Annotated in this window: 15 protein-coding genes; 3 read left to right on the forward strand and 12 right to left on the reverse strand. The window is 44.3% G+C overall.

Features of this window, described 5'->3' with window-relative positions:
- Positions 1–561: 561 nt before the first annotated feature.
- Positions 562–10599 (reverse strand): tandem large repeat, encoded by a 10038-nt coding sequence (locus tag R7O12_RS08200; RefSeq protein ID WP_318125743.1) that lies wholly within the window; start codon positions 10597–10599, stop codon positions 562–564.
- Positions 10600–10852: 253 nt separating this feature from the next.
- Here R7O12_RS08200 and R7O12_RS08205 point away from each other — a divergent pair, with 253 nt between their 5' ends.
- Complete coding sequence (locus tag R7O12_RS08205; protein WP_213914919.1) at positions 10853–11827, forward strand: peptidoglycan DD-metalloendopeptidase family protein; 975 nt, start codon at positions 10853–10855, stop codon at positions 11825–11827.
- Positions 11828–11934: 107 nt separating this feature from the next.
- On the opposite strand, the gene R7O12_RS08210 is transcribed toward R7O12_RS08205, so the two are convergent.
- Genes R7O12_RS08210 through R7O12_RS08230 form a run of 5 tightly spaced genes read right to left on the reverse strand, consistent with a single transcriptional unit; the run spans position 11935 to position 16486 of the window.
- On the reverse strand, positions 11935–12795 hold the full coding sequence (locus R7O12_RS08210) for a (2Fe-2S)-binding protein (RefSeq protein ID WP_158155855.1): 861 nt from the start codon (positions 12793–12795) through the stop codon (positions 11935–11937).
- On the reverse strand, positions 12795–13598 hold the full coding sequence (locus tag R7O12_RS08215; protein ID WP_158155853.1) for an ABC transporter ATP-binding protein: 804 nt from the start codon (positions 13596–13598) through the stop codon (positions 12795–12797). Before R7O12_RS08215 ends, R7O12_RS08210 begins: the two co-directional genes overlap by 1 nt.
- The gene (locus tag R7O12_RS08220; RefSeq protein ID WP_158155851.1) at positions 13598–14560 is read right to left on the reverse strand and encodes a FecCD family ABC transporter permease; all 963 of its coding nucleotides are present in this window, start codon (positions 14558–14560) and stop codon (positions 13598–13600) included. The genes R7O12_RS08215 and R7O12_RS08220 overlap by 1 nt, the downstream gene beginning before the upstream one ends.
- Positions 14560–15543: a FecCD family ABC transporter permease gene (locus R7O12_RS08225; protein WP_047101251.1), complete on the reverse strand. Its 984-nt coding sequence runs from the start codon at positions 15541–15543 to the stop codon at positions 14560–14562. The genes R7O12_RS08220 and R7O12_RS08225 overlap by 1 nt, the downstream gene beginning before the upstream one ends.
- Positions 15527–16486: an ABC transporter substrate-binding protein gene (locus R7O12_RS08230; RefSeq protein ID WP_318125744.1), complete on the reverse strand. Its 960-nt coding sequence runs from the start codon at positions 16484–16486 to the stop codon at positions 15527–15529. The genes R7O12_RS08225 and R7O12_RS08230 overlap by 17 nt, the downstream gene beginning before the upstream one ends.
- A gap of 142 nt (positions 16487–16628) precedes the next feature.
- Here R7O12_RS08230 and R7O12_RS08235 point away from each other — a divergent pair, with 142 nt between their 5' ends.
- Positions 16629–18773, forward strand: a complete 2145-nt coding sequence (locus R7O12_RS08235) for a TonB-dependent receptor (protein WP_318125745.1) — start codon at positions 16629–16631, stop codon at positions 18771–18773.
- A 618-nt stretch (positions 18774–19391) separates the two neighbouring features.
- On the opposite strand, the gene R7O12_RS08240 is transcribed toward R7O12_RS08235, so the two are convergent.
- The 5 genes from R7O12_RS08240 to R7O12_RS08260 form a co-directional block, all read right to left on the reverse strand.
- Positions 19392–20435 carry a GMP reductase gene (locus tag R7O12_RS08240; RefSeq protein ID WP_005373458.1) on the reverse strand — a complete coding sequence of 348 codons (1044 nt, stop codon included), beginning with the start codon at positions 20433–20435 and terminating at the stop codon, positions 19392–19394.
- A gap of 436 nt (positions 20436–20871) precedes the next feature.
- Positions 20872–22413 (reverse strand): NAD(P)H-hydrate dehydratase, encoded by a 1542-nt coding sequence (locus tag R7O12_RS08245; RefSeq protein ID WP_318125746.1) that lies wholly within the window; start codon positions 22411–22413, stop codon positions 20872–20874.
- 86 nt (positions 22414–22499) lie between these two features.
- Positions 22500–22937: a PAS domain-containing protein gene (locus R7O12_RS08250; RefSeq protein ID WP_005373463.1), complete on the reverse strand. Its 438-nt coding sequence runs from the start codon at positions 22935–22937 to the stop codon at positions 22500–22502.
- The gene (locus R7O12_RS08255) at positions 22937–23941 is read right to left on the reverse strand and encodes a response regulator (protein WP_005373466.1); all 1005 of its coding nucleotides are present in this window, start codon (positions 23939–23941) and stop codon (positions 22937–22939) included. Before R7O12_RS08255 ends, R7O12_RS08250 begins: the two co-directional genes overlap by 1 nt.
- Positions 23942–24308: 367 nt before the next feature.
- Complete coding sequence (locus R7O12_RS08260) at positions 24309–25217, reverse strand: aldo/keto reductase family oxidoreductase (RefSeq protein WP_193837927.1); 909 nt, start codon at positions 25215–25217, stop codon at positions 24309–24311.
- Positions 25218–25312: 95 nt separating this feature from the next.
- On the opposite strand from R7O12_RS08260, the gene R7O12_RS08265 reads away from it, so the two are divergent.
- Positions 25313–25726 (forward strand): helix-turn-helix domain-containing protein, encoded by a 414-nt coding sequence (locus R7O12_RS08265; protein ID WP_005373470.1) that lies wholly within the window; start codon positions 25313–25315, stop codon positions 25724–25726.
- On the opposite strand, the gene R7O12_RS08270 is transcribed toward R7O12_RS08265, so the two are convergent.
- On the reverse strand, positions 25707–26321 hold the full coding sequence (locus R7O12_RS08270) for a hypothetical protein (protein WP_080996178.1): 615 nt from the start codon (positions 26319–26321) through the stop codon (positions 25707–25709). The genes R7O12_RS08265 and R7O12_RS08270 overlap by 20 nt on opposite strands.
- Between the last annotated feature and the right edge of the window lie 377 nt (positions 26322–26698).

Raw genomic sequence — 26698 nt, forward strand, 5'->3', positions numbered from 1 at the left:
CGAAATCAAAAACACTAAAAAAATGGTGATTTTTGCTATCAAAACATGCGATTTGACCACAATAAAAGCCAGTAACATCACCCACTCTGTCAAAATGGTAAAATCTTACTATCTAAAAAAATTTAATTTATGGACTGAAGTTAACAAAAATTGTAGTCACGTGCGCTTCAGGTAAGCACGAGGAAATTCAGAAGTTTATGAGGTGCCCTCCTCAGCAACAAACAACAAATTGACTGTTACTGAGGAAGTTTAAATAAAAAGGTGAGCGCATTACGCACTCACAAAAGTAACTGCTCTGAAGCTTGCTAGGATTAAATTTGCTTCATCGCGAGTTAAAGAGGCGAGGTATTACCCATCGACCTCATGCAGAACACTATACTCAGAGTATAGAAACGATCGTAAATATATAATATTTAAAAAGATTTTCAACGCGACACATTCACCACAGCACCTGCCGAGCGACCATCACAATCACGTCATACACACCTAAAAGCAACATTGGCCTAGTTATTATAGTTATTCAGCCTTGTATTAAGACGATTCATTAATTCGAGTAACTTATCAATAAAGGCAATTATTTTGATAAATATCACAAAAAGTCCCAAAGAAATAAAGCGAGCTAAACGCTCGCTTTATTTCTTTGGGACTTTTTAAAGTTTTGTTATCACTAAAATATCGGTTGTAAACAGCACCTAAGGAGGCTGTACTTGCGAAACGATCATAGTTAAATGTTGCTTGAGCCTCTTCGGCAGAGGCGGAAAGCTTGTTGGTACCTTTTACATAAATCGTCACTACCCCCTCCTTCAGTCCTGAAAGATCTAAATCAGTTGTCCATGAGTCTGAAAGCACGGTTGCCATGCCTGTGGCTTCTGTACCATCAGCGTCGACTGCTTTAATATCTATGAACTCACCATCTTCAAACCGTTCACTGCTACCACTTACTGTCATGCTTTCCACTCCAGTAACATCGTTGATAACGTCTAGGTGTATTGTCGGTGTAATTGGCATGGAGTAAGCCGTGTCCTGACTACCGGTATTCCCTGATAAGTCTTGGTAGTCACGAACAACCAACCCCACATTGAGCTCCGACGTGCTTGGTACCACCACATCACCAGTCCAAACACTTGGGTCCGCGGTTGCCACTAATGAAGTGATCGTGGTACCACCTAACTCCGCCACAGCACCTTGCAATGCTTTATCGAATTCCAGCGTTACCGTCACGCTTTGGCCGATGGCTTGGTGCTCAGGCGTAAACGTCACGTTAGTCAGCGTTGGCAGAGACTGCGCCAGTGTAAAGCTCTGACTTTCACTTACTTCAATGCCCGCTGAGTTCGTCCCCGTCACCATCACAGTATAAGTGCCATTGGTTTGGTGACTCATATCCATCGCGTCACTGGTCCAAGTGCCACCGGCTTGTACCGTTGCACTGCCGCTTTTTAGTACCGTCACGCTGCCTTGAGCTTTTACTTCAAGACGCAGGGACTGACCGTCAAAACGTGTCGACGTGCCTTCGAATTGTAGCGTGGCGGCATGCGTTTCATCCACATTGCCCACTGGCGTGATGGCTAAGGTCGGCGTGATCGGCATGGAGTAAGCCGTGCTCTGGCCACCGGTATTTCCTGATAAGTCTTGGTAGTCACGAACAAGCAACGCCACATTGAGCTCTGACGTGCTTGGTACCACCACATCACCAGTCCAAACACTTGGGTCCGCGGTTGCCACTAACGAGGTGATCGTCGTACCACCTAACTCCGCTGCGGCGGATTGCAGATCTTTATCGAATTCCAGCGTCACCGTCACGCTTTGGCCGATGGCTTGGTGCTCAGGCGTAAACGTCACGTTAGTCAGCGTTGGCAAAGACTGCGCCAATGTAAAACTCTGGCTTTCACTCACTTCAATGCCCGCTGAGTTCGTCCCCGTCACCATCACAGTATAAGTGCCATTGATTTGGTGACTCATGTCCATTGCGTCACTGATCCAAGTGCCACCGGCTTGTACCGTTGCGCTGCTGCTTTTCAATACCGTCGCGCCGCCTTGGGCTTTCACTTCAAGACGCAAGGACTGACCGTCAAAACGTGTCGACGTACCTTCGAATTGTAGCGTGGCGGCTTGCGTTTCATCCACATTACCCACTGGCGTAATAGCTAAAGTTGGCGTGATCGGCATGGAGTAAGCCGTGTTCTGGCTACCGGTATTTCCTGATAAGTCTTGGTAGTCACGAACAAGCAACGCCACATTCAGCTCTGACGTGCTTGGTACCACCACATCACCAGTCCAAACACTTGGGTCCGCGGTTGCCACTAATGAAGTGATCGTCGTACCACCTAACTCTGCTGCGGCGGATTGCAGATCTTTATCGAATTCCAGCGTCACCGTCACGCTTTGGCCGATGGCTTGGTGCTCAGGCGTAAACGTCACGTTAGTCAGCGTTGGCAGAGACTGCGCCAGTGTAAAGCTCTGGCTTTCACTCACTTCAATGCCCGCAGAGTTCGTCCCTGTCACAATCACGGTATAAGTGCCGTTGGTTTGGTGACTCATATCAATCGCGTCACTGGTCCAATTGCCACCGGCTTGTACCGTCGCACTGCTGCTTTTCAATACCGTCGCGCTGCCTTGGGCTTTTACTTCAAGACGCAGGGACTGACCGTCAAAACGTGTCGACGTGCCTTCGAATTGTAGCGTGGCGGCATGCGTTTCATCCACACTGCCCACTGGCGCAATAGCTAAGGTTGGCGTGATCGGTAATTCGTGAGCGGTGTTATCCTCACCTATGTTGCCAGTCAAATCTTTAAATTGACTAACAACCAAGTCGACACTTAACAGCGCGGTGCTCGGAACTTGTACATCACCAACCCAGACCTTTTTATCTGCCGTTGCTGACAGAGAACTAATGCGATTTCCGCCAAGCGTAGCGGTCGCCTCTTGGAGCTCTTTATCAAACTGAAGCGAGACACTCACGCTTTGCCCCACGCTCTGATGCTCAGGGTTAAATGTCACATTGGTCAGTTTTGGTAAGGTTCCTTCAACCGCGATATTTAAACTGCTTCCTTTTCCAGGAATGGTGTTGGTACTTTGGTAGCTATCATCCTCTACCTGTATTGTTATGTTTTTATCTTGCTTTTCTGGACTGATGTAATTAACCGTCCACGTAACGTTGTCTGACGTGGACCACGTATCTTGCTTTAACGTTCCTGTTGCGCCGTTATCACTAGCGACAAGGTGGACATCTGAGATATCAAAGTTAGTAACTTCTTCTGTAAAGTTAAACGTAAGTGTAATCTCTTCACCTCCAAAAAGAGGGGCGCTTGAAGCAGTAGATATACTTAGCCCGGGAACGGTTGCCGCTTCCACATGCGCGTCAATAGAACTTTCACTCTTGTTATCCACCTTGTCTGTTGCTGCCACCGTGATCGTATGATCGCCTTTAGGTAACAAATAGCTTATGACATAAGGTCCCGCTTCGGTTGTCGGCTCAGTAATCGCTTGAGGAGCCACAGTGCTGCCACCACTCACCGCTTTTGACGTGACGAGATTTAAATTTTTATCTGTAATGTATGCGCTAATTTCTAGCTGATACTTATCGTTTGTCGGTACCTTAGAAATTTGATTAGCACTTAAGCCCGAAATACTTGGAGCGTCATAATCAACAATAGATTCGATAACCTTTCCATCATAACTTTTGCCCAGTAATTCAAAGCTTGTATTCTCTCTTCCAACTGAGTCCGTCACCGTCACCTTAAGGGTGTATGACCCTTGGTTATCGACGGCAAAGTTCATCATTCCATTACCACTAGATGAGATAACATCACCTGAGTAACGCAAGGAATCACCGAGGCTTGGAATAAGCTCCACAGAATATTGTGAAGCTTTCACTCTTTCTCCTTCCACAGTAGATACCGTAAACGGCTGGCTCGCCTTGGTAAAAAACAGTTTGCCCCCCTGCAAACTCGTAATTCCATCGAAATCAACCGTGACTTTAGGAACACTAATATCAATGACTTTTCTGATGTCTGAATATAGCCCAACACTATCTGTCGCTTTGATATCAACCGTGATTGAACCACGCCCCTCTAACTGAGATTTCGGTAGTTCAAAGTACGTAGATGAACCGTTCCCATCCTCTACTCTTTCTTCTTGATAGCTTGGGTTTAAAATTGAATAGTTTACTTTTGCCAGGCTGCTACCAGTGTCTGTTATGTCGAAACGAAAACGAACATTATCTGGATTTGTTGGCGATTCAGTTACGATAATCTCATCGCCAACACTTGGAGATGTATTGTCAACTTTAATATCAACGGTCGCTTCACCGACTCTCGACCAAACATCCGTTGCTGTAATCGTCGTCCTGATCGTTTTTCCATCCGCATCGCTAGGAAGTTCACTTGTAAATGTTGAACACTTGTAGGTTGGATCATCTGCACACACCTCTAATTGTGCAAACTTCTCCGGATTATCTTTATAGTTGTAGGATTCCGTTCCAAACCTGGCCATCACATTGTCTAGCCTAGAGTTTTCATACAGCTTAATTCTGAACTTGGCGACAAGCTGCTGACCATTAATGGTTGTGTTTCCAACCGGATCAGTAATTTCAACGACTACCGAACCTTTAGGTAATTCAAGCAATAGATCGTGCTCTGGCGTCAAGTTTCCTGCTAAATCAGATAAGTTCTTGATTTTGTATTCTTGAGTTGTACTCAGGCCATCAATAATATCGGCATAGGATTCAGAATACGTACACTTGATATTTCCAACACCTTTGGCACAAGTCGTTGGTGTATAAGCTTTGTTGCCAAGATTACGAACCAACTTTGGATATTCATCTGAACTTTCGGTATTCACGCCTGATAAAGCATCATTAAAAGAGAGCTCAAATGTGAGCATCTTCTTCTTCAAAGCTTCATCAAACCAAACATCACTTCCTTTAAAACTGTATGAGTTACCATCTACGACTGTCGGTGCATCAATATCCACCATCGAGAAATTGAACTTGTTGATCGTTTCACGCCCATTTGTACCCAAGGTTTTAGTGATCAAAGTAACAGGTGCTTTGGTCATGTTTTGCCCAACATTGACACTACAACTGTAAGGTTCTTGCGATACGTTGATAACACCAGAAGTTGGTTGCTCATTAGTTGGTGGCGCATCTAGAGAGTTGTATTCTTCACGAACCCAACACTCTAACGTTTTGGCTTTGACCGCACTCAATGTAGTAAAGGTGACATCAAGAACACCATCAGATAAGTAATTTTGGAAGTCCAGCGGGCTTTCAACCGTTAGAACCACGCCTTCACGCTGTACGCTAAAGGTTTGGTTTACTTTTCCAACCTTTCGGTCTTTTTCATCAAGGTAACGAACTTTGTTATAAACTTTGATATCAAGTTCATAATTACCATCTTTGGCAATTTGTGTAGAAAGCAACGTTGCAGTCCAAGTGCCATCTGCGGTTTCTGAGAACGTAAAGTTAGTCCCGTTTTGCTCTCCAGAGAATCTATACGTTGAGTCAATTCGATCAACGCCACTATCATCAACAATATCAAGCGTAAGTACGATATTCCCATCTTGATAGATGGTGTTGTTTGTAATTGGCGTTCCATCCGTGTAACTCATCGCCAGCGTCACCTGCGGGATTGAGTTGTACACTTTGACGGTAAAATCTTGCTCATCACTGGTTAAGGTTGTGTTGCCACGAACATCAGACCCTTTTAAACGAATCTTGTGTGTACCCGTACCTAAATCACCAAGGCTCACTTTGAGATCCTCATTGATTTTTGTACCAGGAGAGCCAGGTAATGGTTCCAGATCGCTAAACGTCCAATACTCTAGGCTTTCTCTATTTACGCCATTAATTGAAACATCACCGTTAGCATTTAGGTCTAGCGCCGTTAGGTCAAAGACATAGTTACCTAAGTAGTAGTCATTCGCATTGAAACCACTTAATCCTAATGTTGGCCCATCACGATCAAGAATAACCTTGTGCGTGTTAGAACTAGACTCAAAACCATATATATCGGTTGCTTTTACATACAATGACGTTGTTTTTTCATCTTCAGAAATGTCTATTTTATCTGTGTCACTCTTGATAAGAGACATGACAAACTCTTTAGATGAATCCGTTGGCACAATTGTCTTAATTGGCGAATCTTTACCACTTTGATACAGCGAGACTTGCTCAAGGTCTGAATCGTCTATTACGGATTTAAATCGCACATTGAACTCACGCCCTATGACATAGTTCTCTTTAGACAATGTGTCTTCAACCCAAGGCGTATTTAGGATGATTTCAGGGCCTTTGTTATCGACTTGGAAGGTAAATTTCCCTGTTGTACTAACATTGGCAGGGTAAGCGTTGTCCGTCGCAGTGACGTAAAATTCATTCCATTCATCGTAATCAAATGCTTTTGAAACCAGTTGGACTTTGACGTCAGGCTGTTCACCAACTAGGTATGGTACGTCACACGCCTCTGTTAGAGGGTCACAGCTTTCTAATGTCAGAGCCTGACCAGATCCGCGGCGCAAATCTATTTTTACGTTATTGCCAGAGCTTAACGTCCCCCAATCAATGACAGGTGTCCATTGGTTATTACCACCTAAACGGCTTTGAACCTGCTCACTTTTTACAATAGGGGCTTCAGAGTCGATACGAATATTGAATCTCGGAGCGGTGCTAGTTAACTCTGAAACGGAGTTACCTAAGTTGTCCTCTGCTGCTGCAACAACTAACCAATCTCCATCACCAGGATAAATCGTAGAGCCTTGATTTGAACAAATCTCGCCCGTACATAGTTTGACTTTAAACGCGTCTTTCGAGTTACTTGCAAAGTTTTCTGGTGTATATGTTACTTTTTCACCGGTTTGCTGGTAGAAAACAAGGCCCCTCGAGGCAAGCTTATCACCAACAATATCCTCAACCTTGAAGGTTAATTCATGAGTATTGTTCGCATTTAAATAAATACCGTTTTCTACAGGTTTACCATCGACATCATTCGGTGGAAGGTAACTGGCCTTAGGGAAGTCGTTATCAATAAACACCGATTCTATAAACGGAGATTTACCATTGTAACCATACGCATTGCCATGTGGGTCCATAGCACTGGTCTCCACGGCAAACTCTATAATATCTTTTAGTTCACTAGACTGGGAGTTAAGGGTGAAGAAGTACTCTTTTCGATAAGCATTGCTGCTGTCTGAGTTTTCTACGATGTTGATGTCCAGTGGTATTTCGATATTTGGCTCATTAGCTTGATACCACATCGTGCTAAACTTCGGACCGTAAGCGTCGGTTCCTACAATACCAGAAGGATCGTCTAGGACAATTTTAGAAACAACCTCGCCAGCGATATAAAGCCTATTACCAACCATCGTCTCTCTACCGCTTTCAATGGTTAATTTTGGCTGCGGCGGCAAGGTATCGATACTGCTACCCTCTGTATCAAAAATGTTCTTACCATTTAAGTCAGGATTAGCCATCGAAATATCATCAGCATAGAGCTGCGCGATATTGGTCTCAATACCGTATTTGCTCGCCATGATTTCATAATAGGATTGCGCCAGATCTTTTCGGTAAGTTTCAGCGCCAAACGTGTAAGAATCGAGCGTAATTTGACTTCCTCCGGCCCCTATACCATTTGCTTTTCCATCGTAGCTAAAATCATCGTAAATAGCAGATGCAAAATCTAATGAGTTATTTCTTGGCATTCTCTCGGCAATACTATCAATTGCTTCAACAAGGAATCGGTGTAGATAGTCATTTGATGGCTTGTCTGGAATCGCTTTAGTCGTAAGCATTTCATTGGTTGCATAAGACACAACCGTTGGATCAAACCCAAAGAATGAGTTGTTATTCGTACCTGATAACGCGTAGCGCACCTCATCAAGAATTTGAATCGCACGTTCTGAAGTTTTCTCTCCCGCTGTCACTTGATCCCACTGGAAATCAAACAAACCAGTCTGATATGTCGATAGTTCAGTAATATAGTAAGTTTGAGAACCTTTGAGCTTAAAATACACACCAATATTGGCCTTGTTTAAGTCAACCGTTACTTTCTTGGTCCCTGGATCTCTTTTCCATTGGTAATAGTATGGCTCACTACCTTCGATACCAATTAAACGAACACGCATGAAATCATAATTCACTACGTCAGTTGTGGTTTCACAGCTCGCTACGTCAAGAGCCATAGACTGGTCACTTTCCAGTTGCTGGATAGTGGTACAACTTGCAAGTGAAGTGAATTCACCACTTGGGCTCAACCCTTCAAGTTGAGCTCGCGCACCAATAAATGGTGTCACCACTTTTATGGTTGGTAGGTCAAAGCTACTTCTAAAATATACTTCTCTTGGAGTGCTTTCGTTATCAGACTCATCGACGGTTTGAATGACTAACTTTTGACTACTGTTTTCTGATACCGATTTAAAGCTGTCACCCAAAATATCTCTTACAAAAGGAATGTAATAGATGACATCCTCTACTCGCCCATTGCTATCTAATAGCGTTTCGTGCGGAATTTTTGCGATGTAATCGTCATCGGATGCGGTTGTGTCAATAACTTGCTGAAGTGAGTAGTTGTTATCGTTGTTTTGGCTTACGAAGTACTTGACGACGAGCTTAAGCTTATTAGCGTTGGAGCCTAAAACCGTATCGGTGTTTACGTCTGAAACTTTCACACGAACATAAGGGATTTTATTCTCTTTCAATAAATTAGCGTTGAAGTTACTAAAATCTATCCCTTTTAATGAGTTCTGAATCCCTAAACTTGCGTACGCATAATCAATCTTCAGGAAATCGCGGCTTGCTTGAACATTGTCTGGGGTGTACGTATCTTGAGAGTAGATACCATCGTAAGTGGTTCGTTCACCATCTAAACCCACATTTACGTACGTCATTGACGTACCTTCAGGATAGGTTATCGTCTGTGCTGGCGCTTGATCGTCACGACTTACTGCATGCTGCGCAGAGCCCGTATTGCCTTTGCTATCCCTCGCTCGAACCTCAAAGACCGTCGTAGATAGGAATTCATCAGTTGGGTAAGCCTTACTAAACTCACAAGCATTTCCAGACTCTACAGTGACAGGAGAACATGTGACGCCCTCATGTAAGCCATCTTTAAATGAAATACTGACCGAACTAATCTCTTGCGAGCTTTCTTTTACAACCCCTTTCAGAACGTATTCTTTAAGTTGGTTATTAATTGCACTCGCCGATGTAATATCGATAACAGGCGCATCGTTATCCCATTCAAAGTTGATATGAAGACCCGAATGGCTGCCTGGAATTAACTCATTACCCAGTACATCCGCTGTATATAAGACTAACCGTGCTGCTGTTACGTTTGAGAGCCCTGTGGCAGGGTTCATATCTACACTATCGATCTCTTTGGTATTAATGTTAACTTTAACGTTGGTCTCTCGAAGGCCAACTTCAAAATCATCAAATTCAACCGAACAGAATGTGCTTCCAAAATCTTGTATGTCGTTACATTGAAATTCACCAGACCAAGAGCCATTAATCTGATACTGAATAAAGGCGGATACGTCTTCTACACCGATATCATCAACAATTTTTAGATCAACTTTATCGGTGCCTGCAAGTACATCACGGTCAATGCGTGTCACGATAGGCGCTGTGGTATCAATCTCCGTCCCATCTCGCGGTGGAATGACGCCATCTGTACTGCCATATGTACCTAAGTCATTAAGCTTCTTACTAAAGTCGACATAGTCGGCAGCATCAGTACCTGAAATATTGATACTTGGGTCGTTTACCACGATCAAAACGTGCTGAGATAAGTCACGTGTGTAAACGTCGCTGTTTATCTTTTTCTGTCCAAAGCTGAGGGGAGTCACTGCTCCTGAAGTCTGGCTCACTTCAAGACCATCAAGAACACCATCTGCAATAACATCCCGATATTGGATGTCAGCGAAATGCATTGAAGTGTAGACGTTATCGCTGTTGCCGTATTTTTTTATAAGATCGTAAGAGTAAGACGAGTATGCTGTTAATAAAGCGCCGTATTGATGCCCAGTACTAGCAAAACTGCTTTGCCCACCTTTGGTAATATCAATAGGTTTGGTCTCATTTACGTCAAAACCATACATGCTATTGATACTATCCAAAGCAGTTGAAAAGGCACTCTCATCTGTGGCCCCCTGGGAAATTTTGTACTTTGCCAAGCCTGCTGCCAAGTTCGACAGCGGAGTAAGCATTAACTTTTGCTCACTCCCCTCTTTAAAGTTCACAACACCTTCAAATTTAAGTGTCTTCGCATTGCTCACAGATACCGTTTCATTTGTAAACGGATCGGTATAACTCCCCTCTTTTGCAACAACAAAAAGAGGCATTGACGACGATTCAAACTCTAGCAGATAGTTTCCGAAGGCATCAGACGTCGTGTTAGCCAACTTCCGACCTAAGTTTCCATTTTTGAACTCGAAAACCTCAATCTTGGCGCCATTGACTGGGGCGTCAAACACCATACCGGAAATGCTTCCTTTGCTTCTAGCTGGAGGTGTGTTGTCTCCTCCATCACCACCACCACATGCACTCAATAAAAGAGATGTAAGCGTAAGACCTAATGTTAATTTCAGCGTATTTTTAGCGAACATAGTAATTTGGCAAAATATATTTTCCCGAGATTATATTATTGAAAAATATTTTCTCAACGTGACATTAACACCAACAAAATAGGCATAAACACCAAGCCAACCGTCACTTTGACTGAATTATTAAAATTATTTTTACATCCTATAATTATTAACTTAGTTAAAACAGAGGAATTACTCATGCTTTAATGCTAGTTTTTATTTAAAATATTATACTCTACACACAACTGTCAGTATTGATAAACCAAAAAAACTAATGACTATTTTAATAATAAAAAGGAGTGTGCAAGCTCCTACCGTAGCCCTTATCACTACTGCGTTAATCATATTGATTAGCGTATCGCTTTCTCACTACTTCCTCACTCCTGTGGATAGGCTACCTACCATCAAGCCTTTAGAATTCGAAAGTGAGAATGTGCAGCCACCAATTAAAAAGAATACTCGTAGGCAAAAAATCACTATCGGTGTTGTTGAATACTCTTTTGTCGCTTCATTATTAAAATCAGGAGTGAGTCAAAAAGAGATCAACTTGCTATTAGCACTTATCAAAAGCAAGTTTAATATTATTGACTCTATTAAAAGAGGTGATAACTTTATCTTAAGAACTAAATTAAATAGTAAAAATGAAACTTACATTAGTTCTTTTTACTATTTAGGCAGTAAAACTGATTTATTTATTATCAATGATGGTCACGGTAACGTATTTGATGAGCATGGTGTGTCGATAAATAATCAGTTCATGTTTTCTTCACCCTTTGATAAAAACTACAGAGTGAGCTCTGACTATGACTTAAAGCGAACACATCCAGTGACCAATATAACGACTCCGCACTTAGGCACTGATTATGCCACACCTGTAGGTACACCGATTCGTAGTATTGCTGATGGCGTCGTTTTAAAGTCCCGCTACAACCGTTTTGCCGGCAACTATATTAATATCCGCCACACAAATGGCTCTGTATCACGCTACCTACACTTATCTCAGCGCAACGTCCATGTTGGTGAGAAGATCAGCCGAGGACAAGTGATAGGGAAAACGGGTAACACAGGAAGAACAACAGGGCCGCATTTACATCTTGAACTGCACATCAATGGTGTTCCGGTTGATTACGAGCGATACATTCAAAGGCACCCAAACACTGACGTAAATATAGAAATGCTGATTGCAGCGAGAAAAGAAAAAGCAGAGTTAACAGCGGAATGGCAACGGTATGAGCAGTCAAATAGGTAACAACAGCCACTTCGATTCGTGTATTCTTCCTACTGTCATTTATCCGCAACTACAGTAGACCATAACTTTGCTCTAAATCACATAAAACCTTTTCAAATAAGCGACTTTTACTGAAATAACCCAAGCATGTTCATACGCATGATGTTTTCTTGGATTTCTGAATCGTGCAAGTTACAGGTTGAGCACTTCTCTTTGCCTTCAATTTTGTATTTCAGACAGCACGTTTCTCGTCTCACGTAGAGCTTTTGAAAGCCATTAAAGGTCACCTTTTTTACCGTGTTTAACTCACCGCCTTTTGGTGTTACCGCGTTAAATAGGTTTTGCTGCCACTTTGATGCCGCTTGCACGTCTAGATCTAACCTGTCATTGGCTAATGGTTGATGCGCAAGTTTAGAAAACGCCAAATCACACGCGTACAAGGCATTCCCCCAAAACACTTTCGGGCTAACTTTCTGCTTTTTGTACAGCAGCACCAATGGCTCAGAGAGCGTCGTAATGACTTGCGCAAGTTTCTCATCTAAAGCCAGTTCTGACTCCACTTGCATCGCGTTTTCGTTACCAGCCTCAAGAGCAAAGAAAGGCGTTGCACTCAACACTTCAATGCTTGCGATACGATGGTCTTCACCAATGGTCAGATACAGATCATCGAGTGTTAACTGCAACACGCGATCAAACACCACACGGTGACCGACCAGCGACGTCAGCAAAATCGCGTTGAACACTTTCTGCCAGATAGGCACGGCAAAAGGCAGCTTTGCCTCAATAGAGTTTGCGTAATCTTGCACAACAGCAGGAAACTCACGCTCAAACCATTCACTGGCTTTAATGCCTTTCGGCTGTTCAACAAAACGTAAGCGGAAGAAAGGTTCGTGTCGATTCAAGATAGCTTGCTGCTCGGTGATACTCAGCGCTTTAACATTCTCAGGCAAAGCTACCAAAGTACGAAACTGATTAAACAGGTTTTCCATTAACGCACTTCCTCACGAACATAAGCTTTTGGTAAACAGTAAACGTAGCCATCAATGACTTCCATTTTTCCTTCCACTTTAAACACCGATTCAAGGGTCGATTGAGTAAGCACGTCCAAAGGCGCCCCCTGTTTTAAGATCTGACCTTTTTTCATTAGTACCAGTTCATCACAGAACTGCGCAGCTTGGCTGAGTTCATGGAGAACATAAACGATGGTTAAGTTGCGTTCCTTGTTCAACTTATCGAGCACTTCAAGTAACTCGAGTTGGTGACCTAAATCGAGATAACTGGTTGGTTCATCCAGCAATAACCACTGAGCTTCTTGCGCCAAACACATCGCCAGCCAAACGCGCTGACGCTCACCGCCCGACAACGTACTCACTACACGCTTTTCGTAACCAGCCAACCCGACAGAAGCAAGCGACTCAGTCATCACTTCTTGGTCACGCTCACTGTTGCCCTGATACCACTTGCGATGAGCAACACGACCAAGCGCAACAAGCTGCTCAACCAAGACACCTTCTGGTGCCGTAGGATGTTGAGGCAGAATCGCAATGTGTTTAGCGAGATCTTTAAGCTTCCATTGGTTAAGCGCTTTACCTTTAAAGGTCACGTCGCCTTTTTTCGCTTTTATCGCACCGGTTAAGGTCTTCATCAACGTACTTTTACCGCACCCGTTTGGGCCAATGAACGCCGTTACCTTACCTTCTTGAAGACGGATGTTCACCTCGTTCAAGATCATCGTATCGTTGTAGCCTGAAGTGAGCGATTGCCCTTCAAGCCCTTTTGAAGATAGGGTCATTAAGAGTGTTTCCTTAACAAGAAGAGGAAAAATGGCACACCAAGCAGTGCGGTAATCACGCCCGCTGGAATTTCGGTTGGGAACAGTAAGTGTTTGGCTAAAGCATCTGAAAGTGCGAGGAAACCAGCGCCGAAAATCAACGTCGTGAACATGGTTCGCAAAGGATCATTTGCACTGAGCAAACGTGCAATGTGCGGAATCACCAACCCCACAAATCCAATCGGGCCAACTGCTGAGACGGCAGGCGCAGTAATAAATACCGTACCTAACAGAATCCCCAAACGCAGCAGAGCACCGTTGATACCAATGCCACGCAAAATCGCGTCATCGTAGCGTACCCATTTCAATGGCAAATACACCAAAATAATGAACGCTAAACAGGCCAAGAACCAAGGCAAAAGATAACTCACTTGTTCCCAACCTCGGCCGTACATACCACCCGCCATCCATTGCAATGCGATATCGGTTTTACCCTGACCAATGGTGAAGATTAGCGCCGAACTCAACGCGCCAAGAATCGCCGTGATCGCTACACCTGTGAGTAGAGTGAGACTGGTATTTCCGATTCGGCTAACGATCAAAACAGGAATCGCACTGAGCAAACCACCCGCCATTGAAAACAGCAGTAACGCGCTTTCTGTGGTGATATTCCAATTAAACCAAGCGGGCAACAAAATCGCACAAACAGCACCAAGAGAAGCACCAGCGTTCACCCCTAAAATACCGCTGTCTGCCAACGGGTTTTTGAGGGTGGTTTGCAGCAATAAGCCTGATACTGCCAGCATCATACCCGCCATAATCGCCAGCAAAAATCTTGGTAACGTTAGCGACCAAAATGGATGGTAAGTACCGCGAGTAATAAACAGTTCACCTGCTTGTCTAAGCTCTGGGTTAGAAGCGATAAACAGTGCAGGAGCGAACACCAGCAAAGCCAAGCAAGGGAATAAGAAACGCGTTTTCATTATTTCCCTCTCAGCTTACGAACAATCAACATAAGAAACCAAGGCGCACCTAAAGTCGCGGTAATGACGCCAATCGGAATTTCCAACGGCATAAGCAGGGTTCGAGAAAGGAGATCTGCTGCGGTAACGAGTGCCGCACCAATCAAAGCTGCACCGCCAAGTCCCAACCCCATCATGCGAGCGAGATGAGGGGCAACAAGGCCAACAAAACCGACAGGACCAAATGCACCAACCGCAACCGCAGTAAGCACGACAGAGACAAAACCAAACGCCAATCTATAACGGTTGATCGCGATACCTAAACCACGAGCAACCGTGTCATCCAGCAGTAAGTAACCACGCTGTCGATGTGTCACCGCAAGCGATATAAACGCAGGAATGACGGTATAAACAAGCGGCGTAAACACCGACCAATTCGCGCCTGCGTTACTGCCCGTTAACCAGAAAAACAGTGACTCACTGTCTACGCGATCCGACAGAAGAATGTAGGTCACCGCTGCTTGGCAAAACGCACTCACGGAAATGCCAGCTAACGCCAAACGCGCTGGTGTGACGCCCTGTTTCCAACTAATGGATAAGGTAATGGCACCGCCAAGCAAACCACCTACAATCCCCCAAAACAAAGTTGGCAATGGCAGCAAGAACATGGTCGCCGTTAACACGCTAAGCGCAGCGCCAGACATCACACCGGTCAGGTTTGGAGACGCTAACGGGTTGCGAACGATGTCTTGCATGAGCGAGCCGGATACCGCCAACGCCGCCCCACCAAAGAGTGCGATTAAGGTGCGAGGTAAACGTAGTTCCCAAAACACTAAGGATGCTTGGTTGCTTGAATCAGAAATCAAAAACGCCATGATCTGCTGGGCATCAAAATGGTAAATGCCACTCGACAAAGACACATAAACCACAGCTAGTAACAAAGCCGTCGCCAAACTGCGAACCATCACCGCACTTGGTTTGGTTATCCTAAGAACATGAGCCATTGATCACCTCATAAACTCGTTCAACAGAAGGCGCAGGGAAAAGATCGGGATACACTTTGTGGGCGATATCCATCGCGACCCAAATTCGTGAAAGTGGCCCTTCTGGCTCTCGCCATGTCATATCAACCAAGTAAACTCGATTGTTCTTCACCGCTTTTAGGCTTTGCCAAATTTTCGATTCGGTAAATTGTGGCTCGGCGTTCTGGTACATAAAAATCACATCGGGATCGAGTTTTACCAACCACTCAAGACCCACTTGCCCAGAAAAAGGCGTTTTCGTCGCGTACGGCGAGTCACCATTCGCACTTCGGATATTCAATTTTTCCATAAGAGCAACGGACATAAAGTGTGAGTAGTATGCTCGCGGAGTGACGCCAGCACTTGTCAGAAATAAACCAGAAAACTGTCTATTACCGAGCTTTGATTGCATTTCATCAAGAAAAGTCGGAAAACACATATTTAGTGATTTCCCTTGCTCTTCTCGCCTCATTGCCATGCTTGCACGCTCTACAGCAGAAAAACTGTCTTCTAAAGTAATCAAATCAAAACCGAGAGGCGGTGCGATTTCGACAAAGCGCTGATAGTAAGGCTCTAACATTCGCCCCAAACCAACGACCAAATCTGGCTTAACATCGTACAAAGCTTCAAAGCTGGTTCTTGAACGATTACCAAGACTTGGCACGTCATTTAAAGCAGAGAGATAAGGAGGAAATCCACCAGGATAATCGGATACACCAACAGGCTTCTCACCCATTGCTATTACTAGCTCTGCACCAAAAGTAGACACGCTTGCAACACGCGGGAAATGGGTCACATTCGACGTCGAAATCGTATGGTCTAGATCATCGACAACTGATGCGTTTAATCCACTTGCATAAGCAAGCTGAATAGACAGCATTTGGCTAATTATTGAAATGATAACGACTGCTGTAAAATTGCCCATTAAATTACAAATGATAATTATTGATATTTACATTACTTCTTTGCGTGCTAGACTACCACGTAATTACAAAGTGCTCAATAATCGCTAGCTAAATCAATTTATTAACAGGTTTATAAAAGACAACTTTTAGTTGCAGGAAGTTATGAAACTCAAACTATCTAAGCTAAATATTGCAGTGGTAAGTGCAATTACTCTTTCACCTTTCGGCGTTTCAGCGGAAAGTAACGACCAAGTCCAAGCAATGGAAACAATGGTTGTTACCGCAAGCCGTTCTCAACAGCGGCTTAACGACGTTCCTCGCTCTGTGACCGTTATCGACCAAGCACAACTTCAATCTCAATTGAACCAAAGCCGCAGCATCAACGATGTGCTTTCAACCTTGGTTCCAGGTATGGGGACTTCTGTTCACGGTAACCTGAGCAGCAAAGGTCAAAACCAAATCCGTGGTCGTCGCGTTCTGCTATTGATTGACGGTGTTGCACAAAACAACAGCTTCCTAGATTTTGGCCAAGAGCTGTCGGCGATTGATCCGCAAAACGTTGAGCGTATCGAAGTTATCCGCGGTGGTTCTGCGGTATACGGCCTTGGCGCACAGGGCGGTATCATCAACGTGATCACCAAAATGCCAGAAGAAGGCGCAGTAGAATATCGCACTAAAGTTGGCACAAGCTTCCAAGAGTTTGGTAGCGATGCGTTCACTTGGAACGTGTACCAAGAGGCAACAGGCGGTGATGAAAAAGATCAATGGCGTTTAGGTCTGGGTTACGAGCAACGTGGCGGCAGCTACGATGCTAACGGTGACCGCCTACCTTCGGTAAACAACGAAGATGACATGGACAACCTAAACGTAAACGGCGTTTGGAACCGTAACATCGACGAAGATCGTTCACTGACTTTGACTGTTGGCGTTCGTAACATTACCGACAACGACGGCTGGTGTGCAGCGAATGGCGATGCAGCTAACGGCAAACCTGCAGAAGCGGTTCACTGTGGCCCAGGTTACAACAACGGCGTTGCAGGCAAAGATGGCGCGAAACCAAATGACGTGACACGTACGTTCGCTAACTACCAAGCACGTTACCAAGATCTGGGCTTTAGCTTAGGTATGCTAGACGTAACGGGTTACTGGATGGCTCAGGACACTGAGACGTTCACGCTTGCGATGAAAGACAAGAACCCAAATTCTCCAACCTTTGGTCAAACGCTATACGGCCACAACGAGACAGATTTTGATCGTTTCGGTGTGAAAGCCAACATCTCTAGCCAAATTGATTGGGCATTCGTGACTTGGGGTATGGACGTTGAACAACAGTCGTTCAAACAGCCAAACAGCGTCGGTTTCTACAACAACACACCGGATGTAGAGCAGTTTGCTATCGCACCATTCGCACAGTTCATCACTGACGTAAGCGATAACACGGTTCTTTCTTACGGTATCCGTTACGAGTACGTACGTCTAAGCGTGGATGATTTCACGGTAGGTAACACGCACAACAATGCAGGTGATCAAGTTCAAGGCGGTGATCCGTACTTTGACGAGTTCCTATTCAACATTGGTGTGACACACGATCTGACCGACAACCACCAGCTGTTTGCATCTTTCGCGCAAGGTATGTCAACGAACGAAGCACTACGTGACATTCGTTCTGGCAACAGCTCAACCGTTGAAGGGGCTATCAAGCCAATTACTACTGACAACTACGAAGTGGGTGTGCGCGGCTTCCTTGGTGAAGCGGACTACTCTCTTGCAGCGTTCTACAGCGAATCTGACCTAGGTTCGACGCTGAACGTAAACGAAGCAGGCGATGCGCTAGAAAGTACTCGTGCACCAGAGAAAGTTTGGGGTGCGGAAGCAACGCTTGGTTACAGCATTCTTGCTAACCTTCGTACAGACAGCACGATCTCTTGGCAAGAAGGTGAGCGTAAACTTAACGAAGACAGCGGTTGGGAACCACTAGACGGCACGCGTATCGCACCGTTGAAAGTAACGTCTGTTATCAGTTACGACGCTTACGAATTCGGTCGCTACAACATGACGCTGGTTTACTCAGGCAACCGTGATAAAGAAGATGAAATCACTTCTGGCGCGAAATATGCAGTAGACAGCTACTTCGTTGCAAACGCTGGTTTGGGCTACGATCTTCCGTTCGGTACGTTAAGCTTCGCTGTTGAAAACCTATTCAACGAAGACTACATGACGGCGTACGCGCAATCAGAGCGTAACAACTCACGTTACTACAACGCACCGGGTCGTCGCTTCCACTTGAACTACGAAGTGAAATACTAAACTTAAAACACAGAAAATGCGCTTAATCAGATTAAGCGCATGTCTTTCACTTCTACTGTTATATTCGTGATTTATTACCTTAAAATTCAAATTAGTGCCGGGTACTAGCTTTGTTTCCTAAATCAGGCAACTAAATCTTCAACCCATGAGCTGAGCAGCTAAGTTCACTCATATACTTAGGCTAATAGCCAGCCTCGCTACAGAACAACCAATTGGAAACACAACAACCAAGCTTTAATCACCCGCTGTTAACGGACATTTTTAATTAAGAGACTGTTCAGCTATGGAAGCAAATCAAGCAAGGGAACCAACCTGGAAGACCTCACCTATTTAATGACTTAGCGATTACGATGGCTCCTATGGTTAAGCATGTATTTTCATTGCCGCTTAGTTAAGTTTGAGAAATTACAATGCTCAAGTTGGAAAAACCTACGCCATGATAGAAGTGTTAAGCAAACTCACTTAGCTAGGTATTTCATCCTAAAGCAGATATAAAATAGCCCCTTCAAAAATGTCATAAACTTAAAAAGCAATAGACTTATGAAGAGGCAATATCAAATTATGGTTGCACCAAATATCAATATATGGTTGCTTTTACACTTGTTACATTCAGTCGATTTACTCTTTACCGAACACGTTGTTCTCTTGTTCTTGAACGCGGATGAATGTAGTACGCTTGGTTAGCTCTTTAAGCTTTGCTGCACCTACGTATGTACAAGTTGAGCGAACGCCTCCAAGGATGTCTTGAATAGTACCGTGAACGCTACCACGGTATGGCAATAATACGGTTTTACCTTCGGCCGCACGGTAGCCAGCGACACCACCTGAGTGCTTATCCATCGCGCTCTTCGACGACATGCCATAGAATTTCATGAACTTCTCGCCGTCTTTCTCGATCACTTCGCCGCCTGACTCTTCGTGACCCGCTAGCATCCCGCCTAGCATTACGAAATCCGCGCCACCACCGAATGCTTTCGCTACGTCACCCGCACAAGAACAGCCACCGTCACCGACGATCATGCCACCAAGGCCGTGCGCTGCATCGCCACACTCGATGATTGCAGAAAGCTGCGGGTAACCAACACCCGTTTTTACACGAGTTGTACAAACTGAGCCTGGGCCGATACCCACTTTAACGATGTCTGCACCAGCTAGGATTAGCTCTTCACACATATCACCAGTAACCACGTTGCCTGCAGAAATGACCTTGTCTGGGAACTCTGCTCGCACGCGTTCAACATACTCGACCAAATGCTCTGAGTAACCATTTGCAATGTCGATACAAATGAAAATAAATTCATCTGAAAGTGCCATGATGTCTTTGGTTTTTTGGAAGTCTGCGTCAGATGTCCCAGTAGACACCATAACGTTATTCATGGTTACTTTATCTGCTGATTTAGCAAACTCAGCCCAATCTTCTACCGTGTAATGTTTGTGAACAGCGGTCATTACACCATGCTCAGCCAGCGCTTTAGCCATTGCAAAGCTACCAACCGAATCCATGTTTGCTGCGATTACTGGCACACCAGACCATTGACGACCACTATGCTTGAATGTAAAATCGCGGGTTAAATTTACTTGAGAACGGCTCTTAAGGGTAGAACGTTTCGGGCGAAACAGTACATCTTTAAAACCTAACTTAAGTTCTTGTTCGATACGCATTGTGTAATTCCTTGATTCATATGTATATGTGTCATTTCAGAGTGCGTAGTGACTTCGTTGGCAGACGAGTTCACTGTTCTTCGGACACAAAAAAACCGGAGCGTTGGCAGACGCTCCGGTTTTCAGCATTATAGGCTGTGATTTATTTCCTACAAGTCTGATATTTGAATTTTTTTTGTGATACCATCTTGAAAATCGCATATCAAAAACGCTCCCCAAGTCACCAAAACCTCTTATTATTTATAACTATCAACAACTTGAGAAAGCACTTAAGTTAACCCATTGCGCAAACCTTTGCGTCATATCTTAAAAATTAAAACGCATCACCTCTCAAATCTGCCTAAAACTCAATCACCTAATACTAAGATGCCCTGCTAATTCGTAAAAAAGTACTCAAAAAAATCGACCAATTTTCTCAGCAATGCATGAAATCTAATTAATTTCGATAGAGCTCTTGGGTGATAGCGGTACGAAGAGTGCTAACGACATCACTTGCCAAAAGACCAATTTGACCATTCTGACTCACGTTTATATCAGCAGCATGACTGTGAAGTACCACACCTAAACGTGCGGCAACAGAAATTGGTAAACCTTTGGCTAGTAATGCACCAATGACTCCAGATAACACATCTCCCATTCCCCCCGTCGCCATTCCGGCGTTACCCGCTAGACAGACGTACATTCTCGTTCCATCGTAAATAAGCGTCCCCGCGCCTTTTAAAACCACTACACCGCCATAACGCTCTTGCAGTTGTCTTGCAGCAGAGTATCGGTCACTTTCTATTTGTTGAATGGTTACATTTAGTAGTCGAGCTGCCTCTCCAGGATGCGGCGTGATCACTCGATGGTTGTCGCACACTAGAGTGCCATCGCATCGCTGGCTCAGCATCGCTAGAATATTGAGGCCATCAGCATCAACAACTTTAGGTTTCTGCTCTTGAGCCAGATATTGATAGGCTTGATAAGCCCACTCATCATCTCCAAAGCCAGGACCAAACACTAATACGTCAGCCCAGCGAATGCGTTTAGTTAAGTCGTTCTCAGTATCCCTGAGTAAGTCAGCGGTGATGCTCTGGCTCATTACTTCTGGGCAACCAACCTGCAGTGGAATAAGGCTACTCGTGTGAGTAATTGCGGCAGTTAAACCCGCTCCGGCTCTAATCGCAGCGGAGGAACATAAACGAATCGCTCCAGACATCCTTTGGTTGCCACCAACACAAAGCAACTTCCCGTTGTCACCTTTATGGACCGTTGGATTTGGCTTGGGCATTAATCTTGAAACAACCTGATGATCAATACCTAATGCACTTTCTACTTCGATAGTATCAAACTTAGTATTGACGCCTAAACCACAAAAGTAGAGCTCGCCAACGCGATCTCTCGCTTGTCCAGTGCATAAGCCTTGCTTAACCCCAATGAAGGTTACAGTATGCTCGGCACGAATAGCATCACCTAAAACTGCACCTGTATTAGCACACAGACCAGAAGGAATGTCGACTGCAATCACAGGGGCATGAATTTGATTAATTTGGTCAATATAGCGACGATACTCCGAACGAACCTCACCGCTTAAACCAGTACCTAACATGGCATCAATGATCACATCTGCTTCTAGCAATGCGGTATTCCATTCATCCCAATCATTGTTAACACCGTCGATTGACTGCCAATCTTGGTATGCGCGCAAAGCATCACCTTTTAGCGCAGATACATCACCAATTTGGAAAACATGTACATTGAGTTGAGCTTGTTTCGCAAGAGATGCAAATACGTAACCATCGCCACCGTTATTCCCTTTACCGCAAATCACTAAGATATTTTTTGATTTAGGATACAGATGTAAAAAGCGCTCATACACGGCCATACCAGCGCGTTGCATTAAGCTATACATAGAAACACCAGCCATTTGAGCAGCCAGCGTTTCACCGTTTTTTACTTGCTCTGCGGTGTAGAGTTTTAGGGCGAGATTAAAGTCCATATTCACGTTCTACGCATTGGGAAACACAATTATAAGTATACAAAAAAGCCAAGGCGGACCTTGGCTTTTGAGAAAGTTTTTTATCGCTATTGATTCTGAGACATCAGAGCTTCAGCCGTCGCGTCTTGTATAGACAAAAACAACGAGTTGATTTTTCCAGTCGGTGTGCGCATTGGGTTCAACGTAACATTCTGGTACATAAACTCCGCTTGCTGCGTAACTGGTCGAACATTGCGACAGCAGAATAAGTAAGGTCGTTGTCGCCATGTGATGAAGCTACGGCAGCCTAGGTCATACACTGGTTTTGTTTTTAATTTAAACCACTCCTGTGGGATTTCAGGGAAGATATCAAATATAGAACGACCTATCGCATCATGAGACTGCAAACCACTGTGATGAGTCATAAACCCATTCCAGACCTGTACATTGTAATCTCGATCAATGACCACTAAGCCCATGTCGACGTTTTGTACCATATCCACCATCCAATGGAATTGTTCAAACTCTGCTGGCATATTCAACATTAGAACTCCTCCATTAGATAAGACAGTTTGTTATCAAGCAGCGGCAAGGATTCATCCACAAACATAAACAACAAGTCACAACGAATCGACGTTCCTTCAATGTTGTAGCTCACTTCGAATGTCATCGTGCGGCTGAATGCTCCAGTTGTAGATTCAATGATCGAGTCAATTGAGATATGCTGACCAAGGAGTACTGGTGGACTTTGGAAGAATCGGACTTCAGACTGCTCGCCTAAACCATTTAAGAACGACCCCACCAAAATATTAGAAATATCCATTAGCAACTCAAGCTCTTCTAACTCTTCGCTGTCTGCTGGTACTTTCATCAACTTTTTGAGATCAGATACGCTTGAATCACTCAAAATCACTAGCGCTTCGCCAGCAATACCTTCGCCACAAAATCCCTGACAAACACCCGATACGTTGTCATGCGACGCCAAGTCGCGTAGGGCCATGTGAAGTTCGCTCACTTCAAAGATATTGACGTTCGGCAGAGGTAGTTGCACAAACACATCAAAGTGACGCGCCAATGCATCGGCTGCTCGACCAATTGAAACGTTAGCCACTTCCATGTAAATATCGCGACGACGTAAAATCGGTAACTCAATAGAGACAGGCGTGATAATTTGAGGACGAGGTTCTGGCTCGACCAACTCTTTAAGCGCCTTCTTGAGTTCATCTTTGGCGATCGGTTTTTGAATAAACGCTTTTGCACCCAGTGCGAACACGCGCTCTTTCGCTTTAGGTTGGATATCCCCCGACACAACAACCACCGGAGTTTTATCCCCCAACCGTTGCATGTGCTCTAGTGTTTCAAAGCCATCCATTTCTGGCATGGTCAAATCAAGAAACATCAATTTAAACTCGTTTTTTTCGAGTTCTTCTAGCGCGTTTTTTCCGTGGATAGCAAACGTAATATCGGCATTCAATGTGGCTGGTAGTGATCTCGCCATCTGTTTGCGTGCTAACGCTGAATCATCACAGATGAGTACGGGAAAAGACATTCAATCACCTTTTTATATTCCACAATCTGCGCCGGAGTCTAACAGATTGTTACAGCATGTAATACGAGAAAACTGACGAGTTTTTTATTTCTTTATTATTCAATAAGCATACGCAATATGAATGAATGAGTGAACAAAATGACTAAAAAGCAAGCATCACATTCGCTGTTTAGTGACATAAAACAAACATGGGTAAAACTCCTCCACCAAAAGTAAGCAAAAAGTTGCAGCTAACATCCAAAGCCCATTTTTGCTCGAATTTCATTCTTTCCATTTCCATAATGGGTAAACAGTAACGCGCTAAAACTAAAAAGGCACCCTGCTAGAGGATGCCTTTAATAACAATTTCATCGATAAGATATCAATTCTATGGCACACCATGACCTTTAGAAGCCACCCATACGCGATACCATTGCTCTCGAGTAAGTTCGATGTTCAATGCATTAACTGCAGTTTTCACACGCTCGATTTTACCAGAGCCAATGATTGGAATAGGGTTAGATGGCAAACGACGTACCCAAGCATAAATTACTTGGTCAATACTCGCTGCGCCAACTTCTTCACGAATTGCTTCTAATTCGTTACGGACACGAACAGCTTGCTCACTGTCACCACTAAAAATTGAACCACCACCGAGGCAAGACCAAGCCATTGGTCGCGTGCGCAACATTTGCATTTGATCAAGCGTTCCATCGTGTGCAACCTCAAAGTTAAGTGGGTTGATTTCCACTTGGTTAGTAACCAACGGCTTACCTAAGCGAGATTGCAGCAGTTCAAACTGGCGTGGAGTGAAGTTAGACACGCCAAAGTGCTTCACTTTGCCGACTTTGTGAAGCTCAGAAAATGCTTCTGCAACCTCGTCTGCATCCATTAACACGTCAGGACGATGAATTAAAAGTACGTCGATTTCATCCACATTCAAACGTTCTAGCGAGTTATTCACCGATTGGTAGATATGTGCTGAGCTCGTGTCGTAGTGATTGATCTTACGCTCTGGCGTTTTATCGCCACACAAATTGATGTCGCATTTCGTCACGATCTGAATTTGCTCACGAACACTCTTGTCTAAAGCTAACGCTTCACCAAACAACGCCTCACACTCGTAATTACCGTAGATGTCGGCGTGATCGACTGTCGTAATGCCTAACTCAATGTGTTGCTTAAGAAATGACAAACGCTCTTGAGCCGTCATTCCCCACTCAACTGCACGCCAATATCCTTGAACCAGCTCTGAGAACTCTGGGCCTTTTGGTGCAGTTACTACTTTTGCAACCATGGGTTTTCTCCTTCAATTGATCTGCATTCATCGTAGTCTTGTTTTCGTACCGGCTCAACGGGTAAACTTTCGCAATTCGAACTGGAGTACGAAATATGTCTTTTGCCCAACGCCTAGCCACCCTGATCGGAGAAGAAAGCATCAGCGGGTTCGCTCGACGCGTCGATGTGTCTGAAGCTTTAATACGCAAATACCTTAAAGGCAGTGAACCTAGCCTAACCAAAGCAAATCAAATTGCAATGCGCGCCAATTGCTCTCTCGAATGGTTAGCAACGGGATGTGGTTATTTATATCGCCGTGCTGAAGTCGTGGATATGGATGCGTACAAACTTGCCTTTCAACACGTTATGAATCAGCCGTTGTCAGACGATGCAGAAGAGATACACCGCAAGCTAATTGCAGGCTATCAATACCTGCGCGCTCACAAAAAATCGGATGGTTTTTTGGATGAGTCTGCAATGGCGACCTTCCTATCTCTCCATAAAGAATCTAAAAACGAGTCACTTTGACCTCGATAATTTCGCCATCACTGCGCAATTGCACATTTAAGGACGGTGATGGCGTCAGAAACTCGTCCGGTTTTACCCAAAGCAAACTTCGAATCGCTTCTTGTGGATAGCGGTTCATCAACAAAATAACTTCTTTATCGACAAGTTCGGAAGATTTCTTTTCCAGAGCTTCAACGACATCATAGTGTTCTTGTCCGATAGTAACTCTGCGTAAAACTAACCCATCCTTTCTTAAGTTGAGAAGTAAGTCATTCAGACGCTGCCACTCGTATTCAGTGAGAAACGAGAACTGAGCACTTTCTCTTCTCAAAACCACTTCACCATACAAGTGCTGCTGGTAGTACGAAAAATCATCCAAACAAAATGCGCTGATAAACGTTGAATTGTCTAGCAGCTGCACTTCGCAACTATACCAGCTCCCACTTTTTTCTATACGTTCTTTTAGATTGGAATATGGCATAGCTGACAACGTGTCTTGCCACCAGCTCGGCGTTGAAAGTGCCGGAAACGTTACCGAACAAAAACATAAAGAAAGTAAGAGTCGAAGATAAAAGCGCATGCACTGCTCTAGTTGGTTGACATCGAACCAAGACATTACTAACTGCAAGAAAATGTTCAAGAGAAAAATAGTGGCAGGTGGCGATGAAAGTTATGGTGATGAAAGTTATAACGCAGAAATTAAGAAGGCGCACATGTGCGTGCGCCTCTACCTCGTTACTCAATCGTGAGTGTGCGAATCGGCGATGTCTATTGATGCATCCCGAACATAAAACGAGGACTTACCGTAGGGTTTGAATCCATCCAAATTGTGTGTAAAACCTCACATCCCTCCTTCTGAAGCAGTCATGTTGCTTTACATTTAAAGCATGGTTCATTTTTCTCAAAAAACAAGTTTTTTATCCTAAATTATAAGAGCAATAGCACAATCTGAGTGAATGAATAATATCGCGACACTTCAAACACTCAATAGTG

It is taken from the genome of Vibrio sp. Vb1574 (assembly GCF_033338675.1).

What these genes read in the sequence shown, in the direction of transcription:
- R7O12_RS08250 (WP_005373463.1), bottom strand. Translation starts at nt 22,937, where the DNA reads ATGTTGAATATGCCAGCAGAGTTTGAACAATTCCATTGGATGGTGGAT.
- R7O12_RS08265 (WP_005373470.1), top strand. Translation starts at nt 25,313, where the DNA reads ATGTCTTTTGCCCAACGCCTAGCCACCCTGATCGGAGAAGAAAGCATC.
- R7O12_RS08200 (WP_318125743.1), bottom strand. Translation starts at nt 10,599, where the DNA reads ATGTTCGCTAAAAATACGCTGAAATTAACATTAGGTCTTACGCTTACA.
- R7O12_RS08260 (WP_193837927.1), bottom strand. Translation starts at nt 25,217, where the DNA reads ATGGTTGCAAAAGTAGTAACTGCACCAAAAGGCCCAGAGTTCTCAGAG.
- R7O12_RS08230 (WP_318125744.1), bottom strand. Translation starts at nt 16,486, where the DNA reads ATGGGCAATTTTACAGCAGTCGTTATCATTTCAATAATTAGCCAAATG.
- R7O12_RS08245 (WP_318125746.1), bottom strand. Translation starts at nt 22,413, where the DNA reads ATGGACTTTAATCTCGCCCTAAAACTCTACACCGCAGAGCAAGTAAAA.
- R7O12_RS08240 (WP_005373458.1), bottom strand. Translation starts at nt 20,435, where the DNA reads ATGCGTATCGAACAAGAACTTAAGTTAGGTTTTAAAGATGTACTGTTT.
- R7O12_RS08220 (WP_158155851.1), bottom strand. Translation starts at nt 14,560, where the DNA reads ATGAAAACGCGTTTCTTATTCCCTTGCTTGGCTTTGCTGGTGTTCGCT.
- R7O12_RS08235 (WP_318125745.1), top strand. Translation starts at nt 16,629, where the DNA reads ATGAAACTCAAACTATCTAAGCTAAATATTGCAGTGGTAAGTGCAATT.
- R7O12_RS08210 (WP_158155855.1), bottom strand. Translation starts at nt 12,795, where the DNA reads ATGGAAAACCTGTTTAATCAGTTTCGTACTTTGGTAGCTTTGCCTGAG.
- R7O12_RS08270 (WP_080996178.1), bottom strand. Translation starts at nt 26,321, where the DNA reads ATGTCTTGGTTCGATGTCAACCAACTAGAGCAGTGCATGCGCTTTTAT.
- R7O12_RS08225 (WP_047101251.1), bottom strand. Translation starts at nt 15,543, where the DNA reads ATGGCTCATGTTCTTAGGATAACCAAACCAAGTGCGGTGATGGTTCGC.
- R7O12_RS08205 (WP_213914919.1), top strand. Translation starts at nt 10,853, where the DNA reads ATGACTATTTTAATAATAAAAAGGAGTGTGCAAGCTCCTACCGTAGCC.
- R7O12_RS08215 (WP_158155853.1), bottom strand. Translation starts at nt 13,598, where the DNA reads ATGACCCTATCTTCAAAAGGGCTTGAAGGGCAATCGCTCACTTCAGGC.
- R7O12_RS08255 (WP_005373466.1), bottom strand. Translation starts at nt 23,941, where the DNA reads ATGTCTTTTCCCGTACTCATCTGTGATGATTCAGCGTTAGCACGCAAA.